Annotated in this window: 19 protein-coding genes; 8 read left to right on the top strand and 11 right to left on the bottom strand. The window is 41.6% G+C overall.

What is annotated here, in order from left to right:
* Nucleotides 1-355: 355 nt before the first annotated feature.
* The 3 genes from V7K38_RS07125 to V7K38_RS07135 all read right to left on the bottom strand — a co-directional run bounded on the left by V7K38_RS07125 (nt 356) and on the right by V7K38_RS07135 (nt 3,748).
* Nucleotides 356-1,564: a NupC/NupG family nucleoside CNT transporter gene (locus tag V7K38_RS07125; RefSeq protein ID WP_334856562.1), complete on the bottom strand. Its 1,209-nt coding sequence runs from the start codon at nt 1,562-1,564 to the stop codon at nt 356-358.
* 319 nt (nt 1,565-1,883) lie between these two features.
* On the bottom strand, nt 1,884-3,014 hold the full coding sequence (gene wecB, locus V7K38_RS07130; protein WP_334856563.1) for a non-hydrolyzing UDP-N-acetylglucosamine 2-epimerase: 1,131 nt from the start codon (nt 3,012-3,014) through the stop codon (nt 1,884-1,886).
* A gap of 359 nt (nt 3,015-3,373) precedes the next feature.
* Entirely contained in the window at nt 3,374-3,748 is a 375-nt protein-coding gene (locus tag V7K38_RS07135; protein WP_334856564.1) for a hypothetical protein, read from the bottom strand.
* Between the two features lie 731 nt (nt 3,749-4,479).
* Between V7K38_RS07135 and V7K38_RS07140 the strand changes: the two genes are divergently transcribed.
* Nucleotides 4,480-5,763, top strand: coding sequence for a type IV pilus twitching motility protein PilT (locus V7K38_RS07140; RefSeq protein ID WP_334856565.1), 1,284 nt, complete (start codon nt 4,480-4,482; stop codon nt 5,761-5,763).
* A 170-nt stretch (nt 5,764-5,933) separates the two neighbouring features.
* Nucleotides 5,934-6,701 (top strand): circadian clock KaiB family protein, encoded by a 768-nt coding sequence (locus V7K38_RS07145; protein WP_334856566.1) that lies wholly within the window; start codon nt 5,934-5,936, stop codon nt 6,699-6,701.
* Between the two features lie 221 nt (nt 6,702-6,922).
* Here the strand turns inward: V7K38_RS07145 and V7K38_RS07150 are convergent, their stop codons facing one another.
* The 8 genes from V7K38_RS07150 to V7K38_RS07185 all read right to left on the bottom strand — a co-directional run bounded on the left by V7K38_RS07150 (nt 6,923) and on the right by V7K38_RS07185 (nt 18,983).
* Nucleotides 6,923-7,834 carry a M23 family metallopeptidase gene (locus V7K38_RS07150; protein WP_334856567.1) on the bottom strand — a complete coding sequence of 304 codons (912 nt, stop codon included), beginning with the start codon at nt 7,832-7,834 and terminating at the stop codon, nt 6,923-6,925.
* Between the two features lie 325 nt (nt 7,835-8,159).
* Entirely contained in the window at nt 8,160-8,597 is a 438-nt protein-coding gene (locus V7K38_RS07155) for a DUF6918 family protein (RefSeq protein WP_334856568.1), read from the bottom strand.
* Nucleotides 8,598-8,913: 316 nt separating this feature from the next.
* Nucleotides 8,914-12,258, bottom strand: coding sequence for an efflux RND transporter permease subunit (locus V7K38_RS07160; protein WP_334856569.1), 3,345 nt, complete (start codon nt 12,256-12,258; stop codon nt 8,914-8,916).
* Between the two features lie 412 nt (nt 12,259-12,670).
* The gene (locus tag V7K38_RS07165) at nt 12,671-13,978 is read right to left on the bottom strand and encodes a CO2 hydration protein (RefSeq protein WP_334856570.1); all 1,308 of its coding nucleotides are present in this window, start codon (nt 13,976-13,978) and stop codon (nt 12,671-12,673) included.
* A 64-nt stretch (nt 13,979-14,042) separates the two neighbouring features.
* Nucleotides 14,043-15,539 (bottom strand): NADH-quinone oxidoreductase subunit M, encoded by a 1,497-nt coding sequence (locus V7K38_RS07170; protein ID WP_334856571.1) that lies wholly within the window; start codon nt 15,537-15,539, stop codon nt 14,043-14,045.
* A gap of 86 nt (nt 15,540-15,625) precedes the next feature.
* Nucleotides 15,626-16,348, bottom strand: a complete 723-nt coding sequence (locus V7K38_RS07175; protein WP_334856572.1) for a carbonic anhydrase — start codon at nt 16,346-16,348, stop codon at nt 15,626-15,628.
* Between the two features lie 54 nt (nt 16,349-16,402).
* A complete protein-coding gene (locus V7K38_RS07180) occupies nt 16,403-18,280 on the bottom strand; it encodes an NAD(P)H-quinone oxidoreductase subunit F (protein ID WP_334856574.1) in 1,878 nt (625 codons plus the stop codon).
* Between the two features lie 517 nt (nt 18,281-18,797).
* On the bottom strand, nt 18,798-18,983 hold the full coding sequence (locus V7K38_RS07185; RefSeq protein WP_334856576.1) for a hypothetical protein: 186 nt from the start codon (nt 18,981-18,983) through the stop codon (nt 18,798-18,800).
* A 492-nt stretch (nt 18,984-19,475) separates the two neighbouring features.
* Between V7K38_RS07185 and V7K38_RS07190 the strand changes: the two genes are divergently transcribed.
* The 6 genes from V7K38_RS07190 (at nt 19,476) to V7K38_RS07215 (ending at nt 24,500) form a co-directional block, all read left to right on the top strand.
* A complete protein-coding gene (locus V7K38_RS07190; RefSeq protein WP_334856578.1) occupies nt 19,476-20,996 on the top strand; it encodes a hypothetical protein in 1,521 nt (506 codons plus the stop codon).
* Entirely contained in the window at nt 20,993-21,262 is a 270-nt protein-coding gene (locus V7K38_RS07195) for a hypothetical protein (protein ID WP_334856579.1), read from the top strand. Before V7K38_RS07190 ends, V7K38_RS07195 begins: the two co-directional genes overlap by 4 nt.
* Before the next feature lie 146 nt (nt 21,263-21,408).
* Nucleotides 21,409-21,582 carry a PIN domain-containing protein gene (locus V7K38_RS07200; RefSeq protein WP_334856581.1) on the top strand — a complete coding sequence of 58 codons (174 nt, stop codon included), beginning with the start codon at nt 21,409-21,411 and terminating at the stop codon, nt 21,580-21,582.
* 28 nt (nt 21,583-21,610) lie between these two features.
* Nucleotides 21,611-21,835: a hypothetical protein gene (locus V7K38_RS07205; RefSeq protein WP_334856583.1), complete on the top strand. Its 225-nt coding sequence runs from the start codon at nt 21,611-21,613 to the stop codon at nt 21,833-21,835.
* A 75-nt stretch (nt 21,836-21,910) separates the two neighbouring features.
* Nucleotides 21,911-22,888 (top strand): pentapeptide repeat-containing protein, encoded by a 978-nt coding sequence (locus V7K38_RS07210; RefSeq protein WP_334856585.1) that lies wholly within the window; start codon nt 21,911-21,913, stop codon nt 22,886-22,888.
* A 46-nt stretch (nt 22,889-22,934) separates the two neighbouring features.
* Complete coding sequence (locus V7K38_RS07215; protein WP_334856587.1) at nt 22,935-24,500, top strand: pentapeptide repeat-containing protein; 1,566 nt, start codon at nt 22,935-22,937, stop codon at nt 24,498-24,500.
* Nucleotides 24,501-24,578 lie beyond the last annotated feature (78 nt).

The following is a 24,578-nucleotide window of genomic DNA, read 5'->3' on the forward strand; positions in this document are numbered from 1 at the left end:
TGAACTGGATTCATCCATATCAGAACTCCGTTCATCCACCTTTGAACTGGATTCATCCATATCAGAACTCCGTTCATCCACCTTTGAACTGGATTCATCCATATCAGAACTCCGTTCATCCACCTTTGAACTGGATTTATCTCTAAAAATTAGAAGTAAATCTTAAGTAGGGTGTGTTAGGTGTTTTAATCACGTTTGTTGTGACAAATTAGATTAAAACATGTACTTAACATACCCCACCAAATATAACTTGATAATTAACAAGAAAGTGGAGGATTCAAACTCCTGATTTTTTATGCTGACTCCTGTTAGCGGATAGCTAAGGTTTAGCCCATTCTGACTTCTGAATTCTTTTTCAAATCAACATCCCAGCAATACAAGCGGTAATAAAACCCGCTAATAAGCCGCCAATCATTGATCTTACACCCATGCTAGCTAAATCATGCTGGCGATTAGGTGCTATCCCAGTAATGCCACCAATAGTAATGCCAATTGAACCTATATTTGCAAAATTACATAAGGCGTAAGTCGCAATAATTACTGCCCGTTGAGAAATTTTACCACTTTCAATTAGTGCCTTCAAATCTAAAAAAGCAATAAACTCATTGAGAATTGTCTTTGTACCCAATAAAGCCCCAACTTGCCGACAATCAGCCCAAGGTACACCCATCAGCCACGCCACGGGAGCCATAACAAAAGACAAAATCCACTGTAATGACAGTTGTTGTAAACCTACAAATGCTCCCAACCATCCCAGCAGTGCATTTAAAGCAGCCAATAATCCCAGAAAGGCGATAATCATCACTCCAACATTAACTGCTAACTTCACACCGTCAATGGCTCCAGTAGTAGCAGCATCAATTACATTTACATAATTGGTTTCTACATTTGCTTTTGCCTTTCCAACCGTCTCTGATACTTCTGTTTCTGGATAGAGTAATTTTGATACCACCAACGACGTAGGAGCAGTCATAAAAAAAGCAGCAATTAGGTGTTCTGCTGGTATCCCAAAAGAAAGATATGCCCCTAGTACTCCAGCCGCAATTGTCGAAAAACCACCAGTCATCACAGCATGAAGTTCTGATTGCGTCATCTTCGCTATGTATGGTTTAACCATCAGCGCCGACTCTGTTGGCCCTAAAAAAATGTTACCTGCACAGGATAAAGATTCAGAACCAGATGTTTTCATCGTCTTCATCATTACCCACGCCATCACATTTACCACTCGCTGTAAAATGCCGTAATAATACAAAACGCTGATGAAGGCAGAGAAAAAGATAATTGTTGGTAGCACTTGGAAGGCAAAGAAATGATCCTTAAAATTTTCTCCAAAAACAAATTTGGCACCAACATCAGAAAATGCTAAAAAGTTGCCGACAAAATCTCCTAGAAATTTAAACACATTTAAACCCCAAGGAGTTTTAAGAATCACCAGCGCCAATGCAAATTCTAATCCCAAACCCCACGCCACTATGCGCCAACGCACCGCTTGACGATTAACCGAGAAAGTGTATGATATGCCGATAAAAACTAAAATTCCTAACGCAGAGATGGCGCGTTCCATATTTACTCCCAAAAAGGTATCGCTAAGGCACTTGGCCACAAAGCATACACAAAAATACGCCTTGTTTTGTGGCTTTGTAGTTAATTGCTTTTTCTATCCTGTTTTTACAGCTATTTTCAGGTAAATAGACCATGCGGTAGGGGCATAGCATTGCTGTGCCCTTACGAAAGATGTAAACACCAAATATGGATGCTCGTTGATTTTTAAAATCAAATCTGTTGTAGAGGCAATTCATGAATTGCCTCTACAGTGTGGATCTATCAATTTATTTTAAGCACCCTAAAAAACATAAATTTTCTAAGAGGTTAAATCTCAGTTTCTAAGTTGATATTTCTGATGAAAGACCCAAGTAATTTTGCACAATCTGCAAAATGCGTTCTGCTGCATGACCATCTCCAAAGGGATTAATTGCATTTGCCATTGCTTCATAAGCATCTAGATCGTCCAGTAACTCAGCAGCAGCAGCAAAAATGTTCTCACTCATAGTTCCTACAAGTTTGGCTGTACCGGCTGTAACAGCCTCTGGTCTTTCGGTGGTGTCTCTCAAAACCAGTACTGGTTTTCCCAAACTGGGGGCTTCTTCTTGCAACCCACCAGAGTCTGTAAGCAAAAGATGCGATCGCCCAATTGCTCCCACCAATTCGCCATAATCGAGAGGTTCTGTTAAGAAAATTCGGGGATGATTCCCTAAAAGTTCTTGTAACGGAATTCGCACTGTCGGATTGCGGTGTAACGGTAAAAGCATTGCTGTATCAGGAAACTTGTCTAAGATTTGTAAAAAGCCTTGAGCGATCGCTAACAGAGGTTCTCCCCAATTCTCCCGCCGATGAACCGTTGCTAACAGAACGCGATGTGAATCCCAGTCTAAGCCTGGTATATTACAAACAGCTTGAGTTGCAGCTACATTCAACAACGCATCAATCACCGTGTTACCCGTCATGTGAATTTCACCCAAAACACCAGAACGATGCAAATTTTCCACAGCCCAAGGAGTCGGCGCAAAGTGCAACTGAGTAATTTGAGAAATCAACCGCCGATTAGCTTCTTCTGGATAAGGATTGAAGATATCATCAGTTCTTAAACCTGCTTCTACATGACCAATAGGAATTTTTTGATAAAAAGCTGCCAAAGCTGCGGCAAAAGCCGTTGTAGTGTCTCCCTGTACCACCACTAAATCTGGCTTTTTCTCTTTAAATAACGTTTCTAGCCCTTGTAAACTGCGGCAAGTAATATCATTTAGAGATTGCTGAACCTGCATAATTTCCAAGTTATAATCTGCCTTGATGTTAAACAGCAGCATAACTTGCTCAACCATCTCCCGATGCTGTCCCGTTAGAATTACTTGCGACTCAAAACTTGAAGACTTCTGGAAAACCTGAATCACTGGAGCAAGTTTAATCGCTTCGGGACGAGTACCCAAGATAATGCAAACCCGTTTTTGATTAGTCATTTGTCATTTGCCAATGGTTATAGTCAATGGTCTATGGTCAATAGTTGGCTGTTAATTATCACACAAATCATAAATATAAAAAGATAAATCACGCCTGATCTGAATTAAAAACACCTCTTATTCCATAAGGGTTTCTAGATTCGCCCAAAATCATTGTTTTGGGACTACCTATGAAATTACAAGGGTTTCAGGACTTAATTCACATTAAACGTATAATCATATAAAAAGCATAAAAAAACCCGGCTGAATCGGGTAGATGTACTGGTTATCGAAATTAACTGTAATCACATCACAAAAAAGCATGAAAAAACCCGGCTTAACCGGGCAGACGCACTGTTTGTTGTATTCACCTGTAACGACTAAATTTTAATCTCACAAGTTAAAGGGCAAGCAGCATAAACAGTAGCCTGCATTTGGTCTGCCTCTCCATGCAGCCAGCTTAACCATTTGACTTCATTGGGATGAACTCCTTTAATAGTTAGCACACCCGCAGCCAATAAAACTGCCATAACATTAAACATGATTAGAGCGCCTGCTACAAGCAAGACAGCACTAACAGGCATCACAGATTGCAAAACAATCGACAACAGACATCCAACCGTAGCCATCAAGACAACTAATGGAAAACCCACAACCAACAAGCATACTGCTAATGTAAAAGTCCATATTAAAAAGCTTTTAATCATCAACAAGGAGTAGGTCTTTCCTTGATTAGAGCTTTGAGCAGAAACCATGACTTTTCCTCCCAAAAATACACAGCAAATTTTAATTTCCAGTTATATCCCGCTTTTTGCGAGTTAACTGAATTTGTTTCTCAGTGAAATTCAGTATATAAAAACTAATCAGGAAAATGAGCATTTATTTACTAAAGTTTACAGTCAGTTTTTTGTAATTGTGGATGTAAAGTCAAGTTTATGTTTATTAAAATAACTTCTTTTTTGCATCTACCTCCAGGTATATAACCTAAAAGGTGTCAGCTTTTAATCTTGATCCCCAAATATTGATCCTATTCAACTTAACATTTCTTATAAAAAATACCAGTATTTCTCATAATTTATAAAGGGGCTGAATAAATGAACAGTCAGTATTTGTGGTGTTAATTGCTGGCAATTCATATTTACACGTGAAATAAATTTCTCATCTAAGGGCTGAGAATATTGATGTTCGATCTAAAGTATTGTAAAGCACTAACTAATCACTGTGCTTTTGCTGAGGCGTTTTGAGCCATTGGGTGTGTTAAACCAGTTTAGATAGGTTAAATAATTTTTCTCAATATTCTAATTAGTGGAATCTTAGGAAAAAAGATACCAGTTGAGGTGGATGAAATGGATTGATCGTGGTTCTAGAGTTTCAATCGTCTCCCATCACCACCAGAGCTTGCACGCAAGCATTCTCCAAAAGTCATCGAAGTAAGTGACTTGACTTCTCGCTAATTCAACTTTTTAACTGCCAAATGTGAAGATATATGACAGAATCACAGTCCCCATCAAATTCTAACTCTGTTACTGAACGTAACCTGCCCCCAGCGCCTCCAATGCCGCCACCTCCGCCAACCTTTAGCACCCAGAGGCAGATGACACAAACATTGGATATGTCAATGGAGAGGAGTACTAACGCTCCTGTTGCAGGTCATCGTCCAGTTAGTCCACCGCCAATACCTAGTTCAGTTCCTCCTAAAAATAGCAATGCGGGGCCTACTTTAGAGAAGTTGATCAGGGAAGCTTACGATCAGGGATATTCTGACTTGCACTTGGGTGTAAATGAAGTACCTCGCTTCCGCAGCCGAGGAGAAATTCAATCATCGGATTATCCAGAAACAGATAAAGAAGCTTTTATGAGTTGGTTGCGGGAGGTGATGAATGAAGCAGAAATTCAGCGCTTTGAAGAACACCTAGAATTTGACGGAGCAACTCAATATGACTTTGCTCGCGTGCGGATTAATGTTTTTGGCACCCTTAGAGGGCCTGCGATGGTGTTGCGGTTGATTCCTCTAAAAATCTTAACTATGGAACAGTTGAGATTACCCCCAATTTTTCGGGATATTTGCCATCACCACAAAGGTTTAATTTTAGTAACTGGGCCAACAGGTTCTGGTAAGTCCACCACAATGGCGGCGATGGTTGACTACATCAATAAGGAGATGGCCAAGCATATCATCACCATTGAAGACCCGATAGAATTTATCCATCAAAGCCGCAAGTCTTTAGTCAAACAACGGGAAGTGGGAATGCATACCCGGAAATTTGACAACGCTTTGAAAGCAGCTTTGCGGGAAGATCCAGATTTGATTCTAGTTGGGGAAATGCGGGATAAAGAAACAGTGAACACCGCCCTAAAAGCCGCTCAGACTGGTCACTTAGTTATGGGAACCCTACACACCAATAGCGCAGTTAAAACCATTGAGCGGATTCTTAACCTTTACTCTGGTGACGAACAAGATGCAATGCGGGTAGCAATTTCTGAGTCTTTAGTGGCAGTAATTGCTCAAGGTTTGTGTCGCACAACTGACGGGAAGCGGGCTGCTTTCCATGATGTGCTGATCAATACTGAGGCGATTAAAGAATGGATCAAAGACGGTAAGTATGATGAAATTGGCGAGTTGATGAAACAAGCTGGCTTTGACGGCATGGTTACGATGAATCAGTCGTTGCTCAATCTCTATCAAGACGGTCGCATCACTGAAGAGACTGCTTTGGAAATGTCACCAACTCCAAACGAAATGGCACAGTTTCTCAGAGGTCGAGTTTAAGATTGGGGATTGGGCATGGGGCATTGGTCAATAGTTAGTAGTCAGTAATTATTCTCCCTCATCTCCACCCAATCCCCAGTCCCCAATCCCAAATATCTTTCTGATCCTGGTTGCAGTTATAGCTAAAGTAAAAGGTAAAAGAGAGAATTTTTTACTTTTAGCTAGCCTTTGTGAATAACTTGACAACAAACAAACTATCTACACCCCAGTTGTTTAAAGGCATTGCCTTATTTACACCTGGAGGAGATTTAATTTACTGCATCGACCCTAGCAAGCAAGGTCGATGGCACTTGCATTTGTGTTCAGCTTTACAAGAAATTCTAGATTTACCAGAGCCACCGCACTTTTTAGTGCCTTGTTATACTGCGACTATTGACCACTGGTTAGATCCGCGTACTCAACAAGTGCGAACTTTCGCTGAAGGTTATCCGGCTGTAATTAGACATCAAGCTTTACTTAATGCCATTTTTGGTACAGGGGAGTTAGCATGGCAAGTAGCGCCTTGGCAAGATGGGTTGTGCGATCGCATGGTATTAACAACTTATCGTTCGTCATTCCCGCAGCTTTGGGAAGATCACGATTTAATTGTTCGTCTAGACCTTTCTGAACCTGTACCAAAATACCACCAACCAGTAATAGTACAAAAAAAGGAAGAAATCACCCAAGGCTATGTTCTCCGTTTGTTTGTAGCAGGACATAGCAGTACTACCGAACGCATTCTGCAAAATTTACACGAATTGTTGGAGCGATCGCTGGGACATCCCTATACTCTAAAAGTGATTGATGTTTTAACTCATCCAGAACAAGCAGAACTCAACCAGGTTTCTGCAACTCCTACCCTTGTGAAGGTTTGGCCTCACCCAATTCGGCGAATTGTTGGAGAGTTGGATCATGTAGAAAACATTTTACACATGTTAGCTGCTAAGGAAAAATTTTAAGTTTTATAACTAATTGAGCGTTAAAAGTGAAATACAGAGTTTTGAGAGGTGGCAATTGTTTTCACTATAAATCAAAAAAAGTCTGTACTAAGCTCATGGCTCTAATTATTCGTGTATTCGTGAGTAGAGTCGGTGTGGCAATCAACTAAAACCCCTATTAGGGATTGAAACCTATGATCTGCTTTGCGATCGCAATCCAATCAAATATTGGATACTAGCTATTATGGCGATTTGGTTAAAGTATAAAATGTTTCAGAACGCATCTGAGTGCCATTTCGCCAAACTTCCACTCTTTCAGAGCTAACTAAATAATAAAAACTACCATTATCTGCTCGATATTTGCCTTTGCCAATATTCAAAGCTGCAATTTTTATAGGTTTGCTTGGGTCTTGCTTCAACTGACCAATATAAAATAATTGACCATTTTCTTCACAGACTTGTACACGAATATTTGCAGTCTCACCCTTAATGAGAATAGCTCCATTACACTTAGTCTCATTATTAAGAGGTGCAAAACCTATTGGAATTGGCTGTAAAGGTGAAACTTCCTTTGCTACTGGGGGTGCGGAGACTGGGCGGTTCGGATTATCAACTTGCTGAACTTTAAAAGCAGGAGCAACACTTGCAGTTAAAGATGTTAACAGACGAAGGGGATCAACTGCTATTCGACCATTTGGATGAACTTCAAAGTGGAGATGAGGCGCTGTACTATTGCCCGTAGATCCCATTTCAGCAATAATTTGACCTTGAATCACCTGTTGATCCTTGCTCACCAACAAACGGCGATTGTGACCATAAACAGTAATGCTGCCATCAAGATGTTTAATAGTTATGGCATTGCCTAATCCCCAATTATCCCAACCTGCTTTTACAACTCTACCCGATGCAGCAGCAACAATCGGAGTTCCAGATGCCCCTGCAATATCAATTCCTTCATGTTGATATTTGCGGAAGCCTTGAGAAATAAACCCTTGAGTCGGCCAGATTAAGTTAGAAGCAGGGATAGGAATTTGCTGAATTGGAGAATCAGTTGCTAACTGTGTTAGGGCAGATGTAGTTGTACTTAATACAGAGGTTAAGGATATTAACCCAATTAGTCCATAAGTGCGGTATCGATAAATAACTTTTTTCATAAATTGCAAGCCTATTAAAACAATAATTCAGATAGTTTCTGATTATTTGCTGTTTCAAGCTGACTCGGTAAATATCAGGAAGTTTAGGATATATAGCATCTTTAAGATCCTCGCCAAACACTTTTGTAATACAAGTGTAATGTCTGCCTCGTATGCCAGCCATCGATGTATCGAACGGCGGCATACGTTTATGAATCGCTAGAGAGCAAGGGTTTAAGACCCCACTGTTGTCTCAGCTTCTTTTTTCTTACAAGAGTTCAGTGGCTTCAATTCAGGAGCGGTTGAATCCCATAAGTGATATTGCACCTGCCTTCTGCCTCCTACCTTAAACCTTAGTGTAATTATTTATTACTTTAGCTAAATCTGGCACTGCTTCTTCTACGTGCTTTTTGGCTGCTCCGCGAAGTTTTTCATAAGTTCCTCGCACTATTTGGCGTTTGGCGTTCTTGACTCTAGCATCAGTGACACCCAGTAGCGCATCTGCTGTATGAGAGCGATTTGCATTTAGGTGTCCAATCGGATCGCCTTTCTCTACGCCTTCACTCCAGATGGGATCAAGTGCCGTGAAGCACTGCGGCAGGATCTGCTCAACAACGTAGGGGATATACCCTGGCTTGACTCCCTTCAGAGCGGCGAAGGCAGTTTTCAAAGCAATGCCGCTCATACCTGACTTAGATGCCAGCTGTCCTTCTATCATGTTGCAACATTCATCTATGACCATAGCCTTTTTGGTCGGGTTCAAAAGTCCTTCGCTAAGTCCCATTTCACTTTTCCTTATCTAAGTACTTAATTTTTATTCGACTAACTTTTTTAGCAAGCAGGAAATTACAGAAAATGGTATCAGAGTTGGAGGATGTTATGAACATCACGCTCTCACTACTTAAGTAGGACTTACGCAAAAGTTAACGCACTAGGGGCAATTCATGAATTGCCCTAACAAAAAAATCTTTCTTTTTGGTTATTGTTTGCGTAAGTCTTATTAAGGCTTCACCCATAATGCAATACGCTTGGGTTCAGGCCAGTACTCCTTGTCAAAACCATTTTCTAGGGGGTTTCGGGGAAAGGGTGAATGATAAAATTCAGGTTATCCCATCTTGCTGAGACCTGAGTTGTGTCTCTGGCAGACTTGAACCAGAAGGTAAAGCCCCATGTCTAGATCCTGAAGTTCCATTTGGAGAATCTGGAGGGTTTGAACCTCCCCGCTTCCGAGAAAATATAGCCTCAGCCAAACTCTTAACCAAAATATACAGAATTGGCACTAAGAACAAACTCAAGAACGTTGAAAGCAGCAGCCCCCCAAAGAGCGCTGTTCCTAAAGACCAACGGCTGCTGGCTCCCGCCCCTTGAGAGATCACCAAGGGCAGAAATCCTAACAGCGCTGCAAAGGAAGTCATTAAGATCGGTCGCAGACGTTCTTGTCCCGCTTTCACCGCCGCCCGTGTGTAGCTCATGCCATGCTCATGCTGCTGATTGGCAAATTCCACGACTAAAATCGCGTTCTTTGCGGCTAGACCAATCAAAGTCACCAAACCTACCTGGCAATAGATATCATCGACTACTTTGGGGAAGAGGCTACCTGCCATGAAAATATTGGAACGTAGCCAAATCGCCGTCATCGCTCCCAAGACTGCCAGGGGAACTGTCAGCAAAATAATGATCGGGTCAACGTAGCTTTCATACTGAGCCGCCAGCACCAGAAAGACAATAACCAAGGCGAAGGCAAAAATCAAGCCTGTAGATCCCCCAGATGTCTTTTCCTGGAGATAAGTCCCTGTCCACTCGTAACCAAACCCTTGAGGTAAGACTTCTTTAGCTAGTTTCTCCATCGCTTCAATCGCTTGTCCAGAACTAGCACCAGGAGCAGGAGCGCCCTGGACTTTGATTGACCTATACAAGTTGTAATGGGAGATGGTTTTTGGCCCCACAAAGGGAGTAACTGTCACCAAATTGCTCAATGGAATCATTGCCCCACTTGCAGAGCGAACATACAGCTTGCCAATATCATCTGGATTAGAACGGAAAACTCCATCCGCTTGCACATATACCCGATATTGTCGCTGTCCCTGCACAAAGTCATTCACATATTGCGACCCCAAGTAACTTTGCAATGTCCCAAAGATGTTGTTGAGTTCAACGCCGAGAGCTTTGGCTTGGTTGCGATTTACCTGAATATCAAATTGGGGAGTGTCTGCGGTGAACTGAGTGAAGACTCGTTGTAAAACAGGGTTTTTATTTGCGGCTGCAATGAATTTTTGAGCAGTATCAACCAGGGTTTCAATCGGCGCACTTCCGGTTTTGTCTTGAATGATAAACTCAAAACCACCCGTACTACTTAACCCTCTAACCGGAGGAGCATTCACTGCGATCGCTCTAGCATCTGTAATTCCAGAGAGCTTTTTGTTCATCCTCTGAAGTATTCCATAGACAGACTGAGATTCTTCAGTTCTCTCTTTCCAGGGTTTCAGGTTGGCAAAGGCAATACCTAAATTAGAAGCGTTGCCATCGAAACCAAAGCCACTGATCATAAAACTAGCTTGAACTTCGGGAAGCGATGTTACTTCCTTGGCAACCCGATCCATCACAGATTCGGTGTATTTCAAAGAAACCCCATCAGGCCCCTGGACAACTACAAAGAAGTAACCCTGATCTTCCTCGGGAATAAATCCGGTAGGCACTGCTTTGTACATCAAAACTGTTGCTACTAAACCAGTGATGAAAACCCCAATTACAATTGGCTTGACATGGGTAAGATAGCTAACAAACCCGACATAGCGGCGTGTGAACCAGCTAAATCCCCGATTAAACTGCGTAAAAAACCAACCCAAAGGGCCCCGTGGAGTCTGAGCCGGGCGCATGAGGATGGCTGCCATACTCGGAGAGAAAGTTAAAGCATTGAAGGTCGAAATGGCAATAGAGCAAGCAACGGTTAACCCAAATTGTTTGTAGACAATCCCAGTAGTACCCGGAATAAATGTAACTGGAATGAATACCGCCATGAGTACAAGTGAAGTGGCAATGACTGCCCCAGTTAACTCTTTCATGGCTTCTATTGCAGCCTCCAAGGGTCTCATGCCCTGCTCCAGTTTGACTGCAACTGCCTCCACTACAATAATGGCATCATCGACAACCAGACCGATCGCGAGGACGAAACCAAATAAGGTCAGTGTATTAATCTGAAATCCTAAAACCAAAAGAGCCGCACATGTCCCAACCAAAGAGACGGGGATCGCAACAGTAGGAATGATCGTGGTACGCCAGTCTTGTAAAAAGACGAAAATTACCAAAACTACCAGGATAATCGCCTCAACCAGAGTCTGTAGAACTTCTTCTAAAGAAATTTCTACAAATGGAGTTGTATCAAATGCCACCTGTCCTTTTAGTCCAGGTGGAAAATTCTTCTCTAGTATTTTAATCTGGTCTTCAACAGCATGGGCAACGTCCAGGGCATTACTACCGGGAAGTTGATATATCCCCAAACCCACGGCTGGCTTGGGAGCATTTCCTGGAATGGTAAATTTGGCATCAGCAAGATAGCTCTCTGCTCCCAGTTCAACTCGACCGATATCTCTGAGCTTAACTAGGGTGCTATTACTGCTGCTATTAGTGGTGCTGGTGCTATTAGTGGTGCTATTAGTAGTGCCATTAGTGCCACCTTGACTCACCTTCAGCACCATATCCTCAAATTCAGCCGCATTTTTAAATCGACTGGTTGCTCGTAAAGCAAATTCAAAACTTTGATTATCTGGTGCTGGTTCCTTACCAATCGCCCCTGCACCTACTTGAATATTTTGTTCTTGCAGGGCAGTTGTCACATCTTGAGGAGTTAGTTGATGTTGAGCAAGCTTGTTGGGATCAAGCCAAAGACGCATAGCATATTTGCGCTCCCCAAAAATCGTGGCTTTTCCTACACCAGGAAGCCGTTTGACCTGATCGAGAATATATAGATCGACATAATTACTGATAAAAATGTTGTCATACTCATTATTATCTGAGTAAAACCCATAGACGAGAAGGAGACTGCTTGATGCCGTTTCAACGGTGACACCTGTTCGTTGAACAGTATCTGGCAATTGAGGTGAAGCAAGTCCTTCTTTATTTTGAACGTTTACTTGAGCAATATCGCTATTGACATTAGTTGGAAAGGAGACGGTTATATTGCTGGAACCATCATTACCCGTATTAGAAGAGATATAAGATACATCTTTAACACCATTAATTTGTCGCTCAATAATGTTGGTGACAGTATTTTCTGTTGTTTGAGCATCCGCACCAGTATTGTTGGAGCTAACGGTGATTTGCACCGGAGCAAGATCCGGTAGCTGAGAAATCGGCAGGATGGGAATACAGATGCTTCCCAGCAACAAGATGATGAACGTACAGACCGTAGTCAGGACTGGACGTTTGATGAAAGTATTGACAAACATAAATCCAGGAACAGTTTAATTCTGGTTACGGGCAGAGTAGCTTGTTCTTAATATAATAAGTATCAAGATTTAATGTTAGATATTTTCTGGTTGTTCTCTTTTCTATAGCTGTATGGGAATGTAATACATTGATGCTCTGACTCAATGTATCACTAAAGGCAAAGCCTCTCATACCAATTATATGTGAGGCTGCGCTTTATTTAGGTAGGGGTAATTCATGAATTGCCCCTACAGCCTGTGGTTTTGCGTAAGTTATAAGGTGATTAAAAAATCTGATTGGACAATAAAATGGCGATCGCACTGAAATTTTTTTGATCGCCAGATTCCTAAAGTTATTCGCCTATACTATTGACAAAATACCAATTTAATGGTATGTAATAGCCCTGCTGCTTTTTAATGAGAGTTGGAGGGCTTATCGATAATCTTGCTTTTGAATACTCCCTAAACGAGCAGCATCACGAATATTATAATCGGGTCGAGTAAAGCGATTTAGCTGCATTTCAAAAAACTCTCGATTAGCTTGTAAATGCTTGGGATTTGGGTCATCTAAAGGATATAAGAGTGCAGTTCGCAAAGCTTGAATTACCGCAGAAGTAACACAGTACATTGACCGTTGAAAGCTAACTCCCAACTGAATTAACATATCTTCTTCACCCCGGCAATGTTGGCTGTAATAATCAACAAGATATGGGGGCAAAAAATGCAGCATATCTTGCATTAATAATGTGGGGGGAATGCCAGCAGTACCAACTGGAAATACATCAGCATAAAGAATACCATAGTGAAAGTCTTTCTGGTCTTCTGGTACTTGACGCGCTTGAGCATTATAAGATTTTGTCCCTCGGAAGGGTGCAGTGCGGTAGAAAACTGCTTCTACATAAGGTAATGCAGCTTCATATAGCCACATGAAACCCTTGGATTTGGGGACAATTTCGTAGCATTCGCCACGAATATAAACATGATGGTAAATAGGACGACCTGCGATCGCAAATATACCATTAACTAAGAAGCTCATTGCCTCCGGGACGTTGCTAATGGTACCTTCGTCATAGCGATCGGACATTTCAAAGAATACTGGGGCCATGACTTCCCAGAATAAGCCCAGATTAGCGTAGTATGACATCTGGCGGCACTGTTCCACAAACATATCTGGGAACAGCTTGTAAAGTCCCAGCATGACTGGGTTTCCTTGGAAATAAGCTTTAATGGCTCGGTCAGCGTTGGCTTTGTATTCTTCTGAATCTAGGTAAGGGTCAAATTGTCCACCCATCCCTCTGTGCCACAACATCGCCCGCATACAAGCTTCCGCAAATTCCATGTTAATGCGATCGTGGAATAAGTGATGCAACAACTTTGGCATTTTGAAAGTTTCACCCTTCTCAATAAATGCCAAAAGTTCGGGATGTGCAGTAGCTTCGCCGCGCCAAATTCGTAAATCGGCATCATCGCCAGCATAATGATTATGCAGTTCTAAATACTCTTTGGGTAAGAAGTATTTAAAGAAAGGAACCGGGTTTAAAAATTCGTTTTCAGCAATATAAAGCAAGTCACGCCAATAAAAATCCATCGGCACAGCATAGGCTTTATATAAACCGATGATTTGCATCAAATTTTCTGGGGTATCGGGTAACATTGCCCCACCTGCTTCTAAGCGATGAATTACTTCAGCAAACTCATGTTTAGAAGGAGGTAATTTAATTGCTGTTTTAATTGCTGTCATGGTATTGGGAATTGGGAATGGGGAATTGAGAATTGGGAATGGGTAAGAAACTTTAATCTGTAAACTATTTCAGCGCTACTTCAGAGATTACGGTTTTTTCTAAGGAGGGAATTGCAGCCACCATTGTTGTAGTTGTAGATTCACTCCAACGCACTAACCAAGTGGGTTGTACTCCCAAAAAGATGATGAAGGCTGCCAAAATTAAAGCTGGGATTTTTTCAGACCAAAGGACTTTGGGATAGTAGGCGAAGTTATCGAGTCTGCCAAAACAAGTGCGGTTGAGGAGAATGACAAAATAAACTGCGGTTAATCCACTAGCAACTACACACAAAATAGTTGGGATAGGGAAGGCAGAAAAACTACCTTGGAAGACGATAAATTCGGCGATGAATCCTGTTAAACCGGGAATACCAGCACTAGCCATTCCACTTAAAACTAGTAAGGCGCTAATTAGGGGTAAGCCGCGTATTGGACTCATTAAACCATTGAGTTTATCTAACTCGCGCGTACCAACTTTAGCTTCTACAACTCCCACCAAGTGGAAAAGAATTGCCAGGATGATACCATGACTAAACATTTGGGCGACTGCACCAACAAGTGCTAAGGGAGTACTGGCGGCAGCACCTAGCAAGATATAGCCCATGTGACCAACGGAACTATATGCTACCATGCGCTTGATATCTTTTTGAGCGATCGCAACTACTGCCCCATAGATAGCGCTGATTGCTCCCCAAATCGCCAGAGTTGGTGCAATAATACTCCAAGCATCGGGAAACATCCCCAATCCAAATCGCAGTAATCCATAAGTTCCTAGTTTTGCCAACACCCCACCGAGAAGAATGGCGATTGGTGCTGAAGCTTCAACATAAGCATCCGGTAGCCAAGTATGGAAGGGAACTAAGGGAATTTTAATCCCAAAACCTAATACTATTCCTGCTAGTAAAAGGATTTGCTTTGTTGTTGACAGATTTTCTGTAGAAAATGCATCAAAAGCAAAATTGGTAGAACCACTCAGCCACACCATACCCAAGAATGTCGCCAGAATTAAGGCTCCCGAAACCGCAGTATAAATCAGGAATTTAATCCCAGCATAACCCCGTTTTGCCCCTCCCCAAATAGAAATTAGTAAGTAGAAGGGGATTAATTCTAGTTCGTAGAATAGGAAGAATAGTAGCAAATTTTCAGCAAGAAAAGCACCTGCAACTCCACCACTCACTAATAAAATCATGGAGTAGAACAGTCGAGGGCGTTCAGTTTCTTTACTGCTACTGTAAATCGAAATCCAGGTGAGTAGGCTATTTAGCACTAACATTAATATAGAAAGCCCATCAACACCTATTTGATAGTTCAATCCAAGTGTTTCATTCCAGGGCAAATACTCTTTAAATTGCATTCCTGGATTGCTGATATCAAATTTTAGCAGTATAAAAAAGTTCCAGGCAAGAACTGTTCCAGAAAAAATTAATGCTGTTAAACGAATGCGATGATTAGGGAAACTTACAGGCAATATTGCTATAATAGCGGCGGCTAAAATCGGGAGCCAAATCAAAACACTTAACATTATATTTGTCCTTTATTATTTCTCCTTTGTTATTTGTCCTTTGTGCGTTAGTAATGACCAATGACTAATGACAAAGGACAAAAAAGCTAACTTACTAAACTGAGTTTGCCAGTATCTAAATCGTAATATCCACCAACTATTTTCAGCTTTTCTGCCTTGATTAATTCAGATAAAACTGATGATGACTTCAATTTTTCAACTTGCGCTAAAATATTTGCTTTACAGGCATTTTCTACTTTATCTCCTGATTTTCCTTTGGAACTTTCTACACTTGGTTGAATTGCTGCAAGCAAACTTCCAATTTGTCCTGGGACTTGAGCGCCTTTAATAGCAGCTTCTACCGCACCACATCTTTTATGTCCCATTACCATGATGACTTTAGTGCCTAATACTAAACTGCCAAATTCTAAGCTACCAATTTGCTGTGTTGTGGCAATATTTCCAGCTATGCGGCAGACAAATAAATCTCCAAGCCCTTGGTCAAAAACAATTTCTGAAGGCACTCGTGAATCTGCACAACCTAGAATAGAAGCAAAGGGCTTTTGACCTTTGGCAACTTCCATTAAACGTGAATAGCTTTGGTCAGGATTTCTACGTTTTCTTTTGGCAAATCTATCATTCCCATCTAATAATTCTTGCAATGCCTTATCGGGAGTAATATCATTTTCTGCTGGCGCTGCTGGGGGTTTTTCGGCTGCAAGTAAATTTGAGCCAAGTCCAACTGTCAGTACCCCTGTACCGATGGCACCTGCACCAAACTTGAATAAACTTCTTCTGGAAAGATTGGTTTGTGGATGTTGTCTGCTCATGGAATTATCCTCACAATATTAATGTCTGTTTGTTTGTAATAAAACGGTGTTTGACTACCCAACTGTCGAAATTTGAGAAATCAAATTTAAAAACTGCACTCCCCAAAATGGCCAAGCTACCCACATTCCTAAAAAGCTTACTCCTAGTAAGACGGTTAAGGCGTAGAACTGGGTTTGTCCAGAGGTACTGTATTTTAAACTTTCACCACCCAATAGCGAAAATAAACCAACCAAATTAACGATGCCATCGACTACAAAGCGGTCAATCATATCGGCAAGTTGGGAAATTTTGGCAACGCCAAAAATAATGGTTATCCGATAAAGTTTGGGGGTGTAAAAGTCGTATGCAAACAAGTCTTGTAAACCTTTCCAGGGGAGGCGAATTGGTTTAGGAATATTACCTAAATAAACCACCCCAGTGATGCTGCAACCGCAAATACTCGACCAAATTAAAAGTAGGACTACATCTTTATTGAGACTTGCCCAATCGGGTAAAAGTGATAAGCTTTGCAACACTAAAGGAAGATGGAGGCTAAAGGCAAGTAAGATTACCATTGGCAAAATCATCGGCCAGTGTGCTTCAGGCGATCGCTGACTCATTTGTGTAGCTTTACCGCCAAAAATTAAACCGAATTCTCTGGTTAAACTCACTGCTGTCAAAGCGTTTACCGTTATCACTACTCCGGCTAACCAAGGTTGGGTTTCCCACAAGCCATCTGCGAGTTTCACCAACGCCCAAAAGCTACTTAATGGTGGAAAACCAATTAACCCCAAAGTCCCAACGATAAAAGCTATGGCTGAAATCGGGCGACGTGTCCATAATCCGCCCAATTGGGTAACATCTTGAGTGATGCTATTCCAAATAATTCCCCCGGTACTCATCACCAATAGGGCTGCGGATATAGCATGGGTGAGTACTAACAACAGCGCTGCTTCGTCTTGTTGCGTTCCCACGGCGATGAATACTAAACCCATGTATGCACTGACAGAATAGGATTGACAGCGTTTAAGGTCAATTTGAGCGATCGCAATTAAAGAAGCACCAATCGCTGTCACTACCCCAATGGCTACCATAGCGGAAGAAACTATGGGCGACAGGCTTAACACAGGTTGCAGTTTAATCAGCACCCATGCACCACTCGCAACTACTACCGAATTCCGCAAAATTGTACTAGGAACTGGGCCTTCCATTGCTTCATCCAACCACAGATGTAGGGGAAACTGGGCACATTTACCCATCGGCCCAGCAATCAAAGCTAAACCTACCAGTGCCATTGTTGTCGGGTTGACGTTAGCAGTAGCAGCCCACTCAGCTAGTTCTGGATAACTCCAAGTTCCGGCGAGAGGCCATATTGCCAACACGCCCATCAGCAAGAATAAGTCTCCCACGCGCTTGGTTAAGAAAGCATCTCTCGCACCAGAGACTACCAACGGCTGGCTAAACCATAAGCCAACTAATAGGTAGGTTCCCAGTGTCAGGACTTCCAAAATTACATAGCTGAAGAACAAGTTATTACATAAAACCAAGGCGCAAAGTCCCGCTTCAAATAATCCTAATAAGGAATAGAAGCGTCCCCAACCCCAATCCATCTCCATGTAACCGATGGCATAAATCTGCGCCAGCAAATTCAAGCCAGTAATTACAACTAAAGCGCCGACACTAATCGAGGATATTTCTAAAGCAATGGTGAGGTCTAAACCAGCTGTAGATAACCAAGGAATAAATACTTCTTGGGCTGGATGATTCCAAGTTGCTTGTAAGGCGATCGCACTATGGACAAACGCCAAAAATGTCATCATCAAGTTTATATAACCCGCCGGTCTCGGCCCGGTTTTCCGAATGATCCCCGGCGACCAAGGAACGGCTAATAAGCCACCTATTAAGGCATAGGAAGGAACTAGCCAAACAGTCTCAAGTAGAAACTGAGCCATCAACTCACCTCTATAGTTATCATCAAAAATTTGGGGTTTTAAATCAACTTACGTTGATCCCTGTAAACCCAGCGATTGCAGATAAGACAAATTTATCTTTATTTAATCTTGTTAAAATAGCTTACCTTTATATCTGTCAAAAAGGAATTACTTTATCTAAACAAATCTAAGATAAATACTCTAAATAAATCTTATATAATCGACCATTTGAGTAACGAATAATAGCTATTGCTTTTTATCTATAGAACTCCTATTTGATTTTTGAATAAAATTAGGTATTGTAGGGTGTGTTAGACGGAACGTCGTAACACACCATAAGCTTGGGATGGTGCCGTACTCTCCTTGCTAACGCAACGCCAGTTCGCTCAAGTCGGGAACCCGCCCACGCGAGTGGCTCCCCTGCGTGGATTTCAAAAATAAAATACTAGTCTTATAGTAATTATGAGTTTTTACTTATTGACGTAAATGACAAAAGACGCAACTGATTGCGTCTCTAGATAAGTCAACTAAATTTAATTCATATTTTGGTAGTTTTGTCAATCTGCTGAAAAACAGAAATAATTGCAGGTGCTTGGTCAAATTGGCTGATGGGGGCAGGTTTCATGTCTCGATAGTCCAGTAGTTGGACTAAGATGAGGTAAGCGATCGCTAAAATAATCGAAATCGCACCTGTAAGAATAGCAATTAATTTTGAACGTTCCATCAATATTTCCTGTAATGCAAGTTATTGTGTAGTGTCTATATCCACATTAATACTTGGGACACACACTTATCTATATAGTCATACTTCATCAAAGCAATGCTTTAGACATTGCACCGACCTTATTTATCTTTACAGACTTTAGTTTTTTAATATTCGTCCACTTATTGAAACAATATTTATGAAGATATAGTTTTTATTACACTAGAAGCCTTTGCAAACTCTAAAAGGTGTGGTAAAACATAGCAAAGTCAAAAAAATACCTATAGTCAGTGCCTATTATAGTTTTTAGACACCATCATTAATGAAGAAAGTATATAGCTCTTGTTATTTGGTTAGGATATTAACTACTTCAAAATATACAACTCCTATTTGATGTTTTGAAAATAACTCAGTACATTTTAATTTTCTAGAATCCTTTTGCCTCTTACCTCTCTATGCAAGTAATTTTTGAAATTACACCAGATTCCTATCTTAATTAAAATTATTTATACCATGAAATACATTGCCAAATTAAATAAAATAGACTTTATAGTTTTGATTGTTATTGTCATCATTGGTCTTATCCATTTACCTTTTCCCTTTGACGGAGATCAAGCATTTTTTAGGCTAGGTGCTTTGGAGATGCAACAAGGAAAAGTACTCTATCGTGATTTCTGGGATATTAAGCAACCTGGGATTTTCTGCTTTTATTTTTTAGCAGGAAGTTTGTTTGGCTTTAATGAGATTGGCATCCATTTGTTTGAACTTATTTACATGGTATTTTTTTCGATAACATTGCTGCTGACTCTCAAAAGCTATTTTCGGCATCAAATCATCGCAAGTCTAGTACCTTTGTTAACGGTTGGCGTTTACTATACTGTTTCAGGTGCTTGGCATCTTACTCAAGTAGAAGCACTGGTTGGTTTTCCTTTATTTCTTTGTCTTTGGCTAACTTTTAAGTCTTTTAAAAATGACGGAAAGCAAAGATTTTACTTACTTTTAATGTCAGGCTTGATTGGGGGAATTGTCCTACTATTTAAATTATTACTTCTGCTTATCGTTGTTGGATTGTGGCTAACGATATTTATGTATTCTTTAATAATAAAACGGCAAAAAATTCAAAAAATATTGATTGATACATGCTTGCCAATTTTTATAGGAATTATGCTTCCCCTTTTAGTTGTTGCCAGCTACTTTGTTTGGGTTAATAGCTTTTCAATTGTTTATCAGACATTTTTTATCTATCCACCTCTTATTCTTGCTAATACTATATTTAATAAAATTAATTTTATTTCGGGAATCAAATGGTTATTAGAAAGTTTTTACCCTTTATTATTAATGGGTAGTGTTGCAGTATATATCTCATTGTATAAGTCTAAAAATATATTGACTTTGCTACTTGTTGTTTGGTGTATTTTTGGTTTGAGTGTTATTTTTTTACAACGAACAGCATTGTGGCAATACCATTATTTACTGTTGTTTGTACCCATCGGTATTTTAGCAACTAAAGGATTAGATATATTATGGGATTATTTAAAAGAATTAAGGTCTTTAATCCCGGCTGTTTTACTGATATTTCTATTGTTTTTACCTTTGTCATTAGCTTTGATAAAGAAGAGTGCTACTCTGGCTAGAAATAATTTTGCTTTAACTGAAGATACACGATTACAATATCAGACTATCTTTAGAAAAAAATATCCATCTCTTCATGATGAAGCTAATTTTATATCTCAATCAGGAAGTATTGCTGGTGATATTTATGTAGCTGGCGATCCATCTATCTACTACTTCTCTGGGCGGAATCAAGCAACAATATTACGTGGTTGGGCACTTGAATATTTTCTATCTGAGCAATGGTTAGCACTTATAAATCAGTTAGATTCATCAAAGCCTCCTTATATCTTTATTGATTATGAACCCCAGGCTATAATCAAAGCAAATTTCCCTAAAATGCTGGAATTTGTTGAGCAAAGATACCAGATTATGCGGCAAGACAATAACGGTATTTGGTATATTCTCAAATCAGGAATTTGAGCAAATTTACTCCAATGGCTGCTGAAACGGCTTTGGACACGTCCGTTGCTATTCGCTATCTCAAAGGTGATGCGATGCCTACGGCGGCAAGCTACGCAGTTGCAAGAGTGATAGCCTTGCTAATAATCATCCTGCTATTACCTATTGTTGCAAAACTGTTGTTTAGAGCAGAAAATTCTGCCCGTTCTTTGCAAAACTTGACTCGTTTACAGTTCATTGAGGCTTGTGCTGTAGTACCAATGGGACGAGAAACCGCTACATACTAGGCTCAAACACGCCTTAACTTAGAGGATGTTTGAAAAGTCCTTAGTGATGTATCAAATACTTTTAGATCCCCCTAAATCCCCCTTAAAAAGGGGGACTTTGATTCCGTTTCCCCCCTTTTGAAGGGGGGCTAGGGGGGGATCAATAAGTGCCTAATATCACAGCCGACCACTTTTCAAGCAATCTCTTAAAACACAAAGGCAGACCAATCCCAGAAAATGATATTTGGATTGCAGCCCAATGTCTTGAACGTGGTTGGAGATTAGCTACAAATGATGAGCATTTTAGTTATGTAGATAATCTCATAATGGAACAGTGGTAATTAGTGGCTGTACTTCAACAATGATCCTTTGAACTTCAAAGTTGAGCCTTTGAACCTCAATGTTGACCTTCTAAGGCTCGATGTTGACCTTCTGAGGCTCAACGATGACCTTCTGAGGCTCGACGTTGACCTTCTAAGCCTTGAAGTTGCACCTTTTATCCTCAAAGTTGCGCCTTTTAACCTCGACGTTGACCTTCTGAGCCTCAAAGTTGCGCCTTTGAGCCTCGAAGTTGCGCCTTTGAAGCTCAACTAACAAATATATCTAACCGTTCAGGAATTTACAGAGGTGAGCGTGTAGTAAAATTTGCTCACCTCCGTAAAGTGAAACATGACTTTAGACTTTTCCGGTAAAAATCTGCGAGGACGCAACTTCAAAGGTAGACAAGACCTTGCGGATGCAAACTTTAGCTATGCCGACATTCGAGGGGCAAACTTCACTAATGCTAATTTAACAGGTGCAAACTTCAGTCATGCCAAAGCTGGACTGCAACGCCACTGGGCAATTTTCTTAGTCCTTGTGTCGTGCTTTTTGTCAGGACTGTCAGGATATTTATGGGGTTGGAATGGTTATTTGGTATCACTAATATTTAGCCCAGATAACCAGATTGTGGGCTGGATTGTTTTAATTGTGTTGATTGCCTACTTTTTCATCACGATTCGCCAAGGAATAACAGTTGGTCTAGGAGCCGCCGCCATCGCCATCGCCATCCCCATCGCCATCGCCGTCGTCGTCATCGCCTTCTTCCCCGTAATCGCCTTCTTTCTCTTCTTCATCTTCCCCGTCACCGTAGCCTTCAACGCAGTCCCAGCCGCAGCGGTCGCCGTCACCGTCGCTGCAGTCTTTGCCGGAGCATTTGCCGCAGCCGGAGCATTCGCCGCAGCCGGAGCCGCAGCGGTCGCCGTCGCCGTCGCCGTCACCGTCGCCGCAGCCGGAGCATTCACCGCAGCCGGAGCCGCAGCAGCCAGAGCGTTAGCCTTCCCCTTCGCCTACCCCGCAGCCGGAGCAGCCCGAGTCTTCGCAGCCGGAGCCTTAGCTTTCCCCTTAGCCTTAGCCTTCACCGCAACCGGAACGTTATTTAGTATCTACATCAGTTGGCGAGCGATGAAAGGAGATGAACAACATTCTTTGATTCGTAATATTGCGATCGCCTTTGCTGCTACAGGCGGTACAAGTTTTCGTGGTGCTGACTTGACTAATGCTGATTTCACCACAGCTACACTCAAAAGTACAGATTTCCGAAACGCTATTCTGACTAATGCCCATTGGTATCAAGCCAAAATGCTTGACTATGTTCGCCTGGTTTAACTTATCTGCAAAACTCACAAGTACGTCAACTACTGGTTACAGGACAATGACTTTAGACTTTTCCGGTAAAAATCTGCGAGGACGCAACTTCAAAGGTAGGAAAGACCTTGTGGGTGCAAACTTTAGCTATGCCGACATCCGAGGGGCAAACTTCAGCAACGCTAATTTAACAGGGGCAAACTTTAGCTATACCAAAGCAGGACTGCAACAACGTAGGGTAATTGGTTTATTTATTGTCTCGTTCTTATTTTCGGGACTGTCAGGATTTATCTGGGTTGTCAATGGTTACTTGGTGTCGCTGATATTTAGCTTTAGCTCATCCAGCAGTCCAAAGATTGCGGGCTGGGTTTCTTTAATCATATTAATTGCCTTTTTCTTGATCACAATTCGCCAAGGAATAATAGCTGGTTTAGGAGCCGTAGCCGGAATCGTAGCTTTAGCGGGAGCCGTATCTGTAGCCGTACCTCCAATCGGAGCCGGAGCCGGAATCGTAGCCGGAGCCGTAGCCGGAGCCGTGGCCGGAGCCGTAGCCGGAGCCGTGGCCGGAGCCGTGGCCGGAGCCGTGGCCGGAGCCGTAACCATAGCGGGAGCCGTAGCCATAGCCATAGCCGTAGCTGGAGCCGTAGCTGGAGCCGTAGCTGGAGCCGTCATAGCCGTAGCTGGAGCCGTAGCCGGAACATTATTTAGTATATACATCAGCTGGCGAGCTATGAAAGGAGATCAAAAACACTCTTTGGTTCGTAATATTGCGATCACCTTTGCTGCAATTGGAGGTACAAGTTTTTGTGGCGCTAACTTAACCAATGCTGACTTCACCCAAGCTACGCTCAAAAGTACAGATTTCCGAAACACTATCCTTATCTGTAGCTGTTGGCATCAAGCCAAAATGCTTGACCGTATTCGTCCTGGTTTGACTTATCTTCAAAACTCACAAGTATGTCAACTGCTGGTTACAGGGCAGGGACAGGACAAAAACTTTGACCGTCAAAACCTGCGAGGTATCAACTTACAATCAGCAAATTTAGCAGATGCCAGTTTTATTGGTACTGATCTCAGTGAAGCTAATTTGCAAGATGCTGATTTGTCAAGAGCAAAACTAAAGCAAACGCAACTAGACGGCACAGATTTAACAGGTGCAACCCTCACCGGAGCTTACATCGAAGATTGGGGGATTACAAATACAACTAAATTGCGTGGGGTGAGGTGTGAATATGTCTTCATGCGCTTACCCACCAAAGAAGACCCTGACCCCCTGCGAAAACCTGATAATAAGCAAGAGGTATTTGCAGACGGCGATTTTGCCGACTTTATTCAGCCAATTTTTGATACCCTCGACCTTTACCACAATCAAGGCGTTGACCCCCGCGCTGTTGCGATCGCCTTCAAACACCTCGCCGAAAATCATCCAGAAGCCAAGTTAGAAATTGTGGCAATGGAGAAACGCGGCGATGATAAAATCTTGCTCAGAGCCAAAACCAACCCAGGTAGCGATAGATCTCAACTGAGTGCAGAATATTTTGATGATTATAATCAACTAAAAGCTTTATCCCAGAGTCAGCAATTATTGCTGGTAGAAAAAGATAGTTATATTAGTGACTCACCGTTCGCGTAATCGAGGATGGATTTGATGAAATTAAGGATGTGTGAACAAGGGGAGGAAGAAAAACAGGCGATCGCTACGACTTACCAA

This window comes from Nostoc sp., assembly GCF_036917465.1.
Lineage (GTDB): Bacteria > Cyanobacteriota > Cyanobacteriia > Cyanobacteriales > Nostocaceae > Nostoc.

What these genes read in the sequence shown, in the direction of transcription:
- V7K38_RS07170 (WP_334856571.1), bottom strand. Translation starts at nt 15,539, where the DNA reads ATGTTAAGTGTTTTGATTTGGCTCCCGATTTTAGCCGCCGCTATTATA.
- V7K38_RS07135 (WP_334856564.1), bottom strand. Translation starts at nt 3,748, where the DNA reads ATGGTTTCTGCTCAAAGCTCTAATCAAGGAAAGACCTACTCCTTGTTG.
- wecB (WP_334856563.1), bottom strand. Translation starts at nt 3,014, where the DNA reads ATGACTAATCAAAAACGGGTTTGCATTATCTTGGGTACTCGTCCCGAA.
- V7K38_RS07210 (WP_334856585.1), top strand. Translation starts at nt 21,911, where the DNA reads ATGACTTTAGACTTTTCCGGTAAAAATCTGCGAGGACGCAACTTCAAA.
- V7K38_RS07155 (WP_334856568.1), bottom strand. Translation starts at nt 8,597, where the DNA reads ATGGGACTTAGCGAAGGACTTTTGAACCCGACCAAAAAGGCTATGGTC.
- V7K38_RS07175 (WP_334856572.1), bottom strand. Translation starts at nt 16,348, where the DNA reads ATGAGCAGACAACATCCACAAACCAATCTTTCCAGAAGAAGTTTATTC.
- V7K38_RS07215 (WP_334856587.1), top strand. Translation starts at nt 22,935, where the DNA reads ATGACTTTAGACTTTTCCGGTAAAAATCTGCGAGGACGCAACTTCAAA.
- V7K38_RS07125 (WP_334856562.1), bottom strand. Translation starts at nt 1,564, where the DNA reads ATGGAACGCGCCATCTCTGCGTTAGGAATTTTAGTTTTTATCGGCATA.
- V7K38_RS07180 (WP_334856574.1), bottom strand. Translation starts at nt 18,280, where the DNA reads ATGGCTCAGTTTCTACTTGAGACTGTTTGGCTAGTTCCTTCCTATGCC.
- V7K38_RS07185 (WP_334856576.1), bottom strand. Translation starts at nt 18,983, where the DNA reads ATGGAACGTTCAAAATTAATTGCTATTCTTACAGGTGCGATTTCGATT.
- V7K38_RS07140 (WP_334856565.1), top strand. Translation starts at nt 4,480, where the DNA reads ATGACAGAATCACAGTCCCCATCAAATTCTAACTCTGTTACTGAACGT.
- V7K38_RS07165 (WP_334856570.1), bottom strand. Translation starts at nt 13,978, where the DNA reads ATGACAGCAATTAAAACAGCAATTAAATTACCTCCTTCTAAACATGAG.
- V7K38_RS07190 (WP_334856578.1), top strand. Translation starts at nt 19,476, where the DNA reads ATGAAATACATTGCCAAATTAAATAAAATAGACTTTATAGTTTTGATT.
- V7K38_RS07150 (WP_334856567.1), bottom strand. Translation starts at nt 7,834, where the DNA reads ATGAAAAAAGTTATTTATCGATACCGCACTTATGGACTAATTGGGTTA.
- V7K38_RS07160 (WP_334856569.1), bottom strand. Translation starts at nt 12,258, where the DNA reads ATGTTTGTCAATACTTTCATCAAACGTCCAGTCCTGACTACGGTCTGT.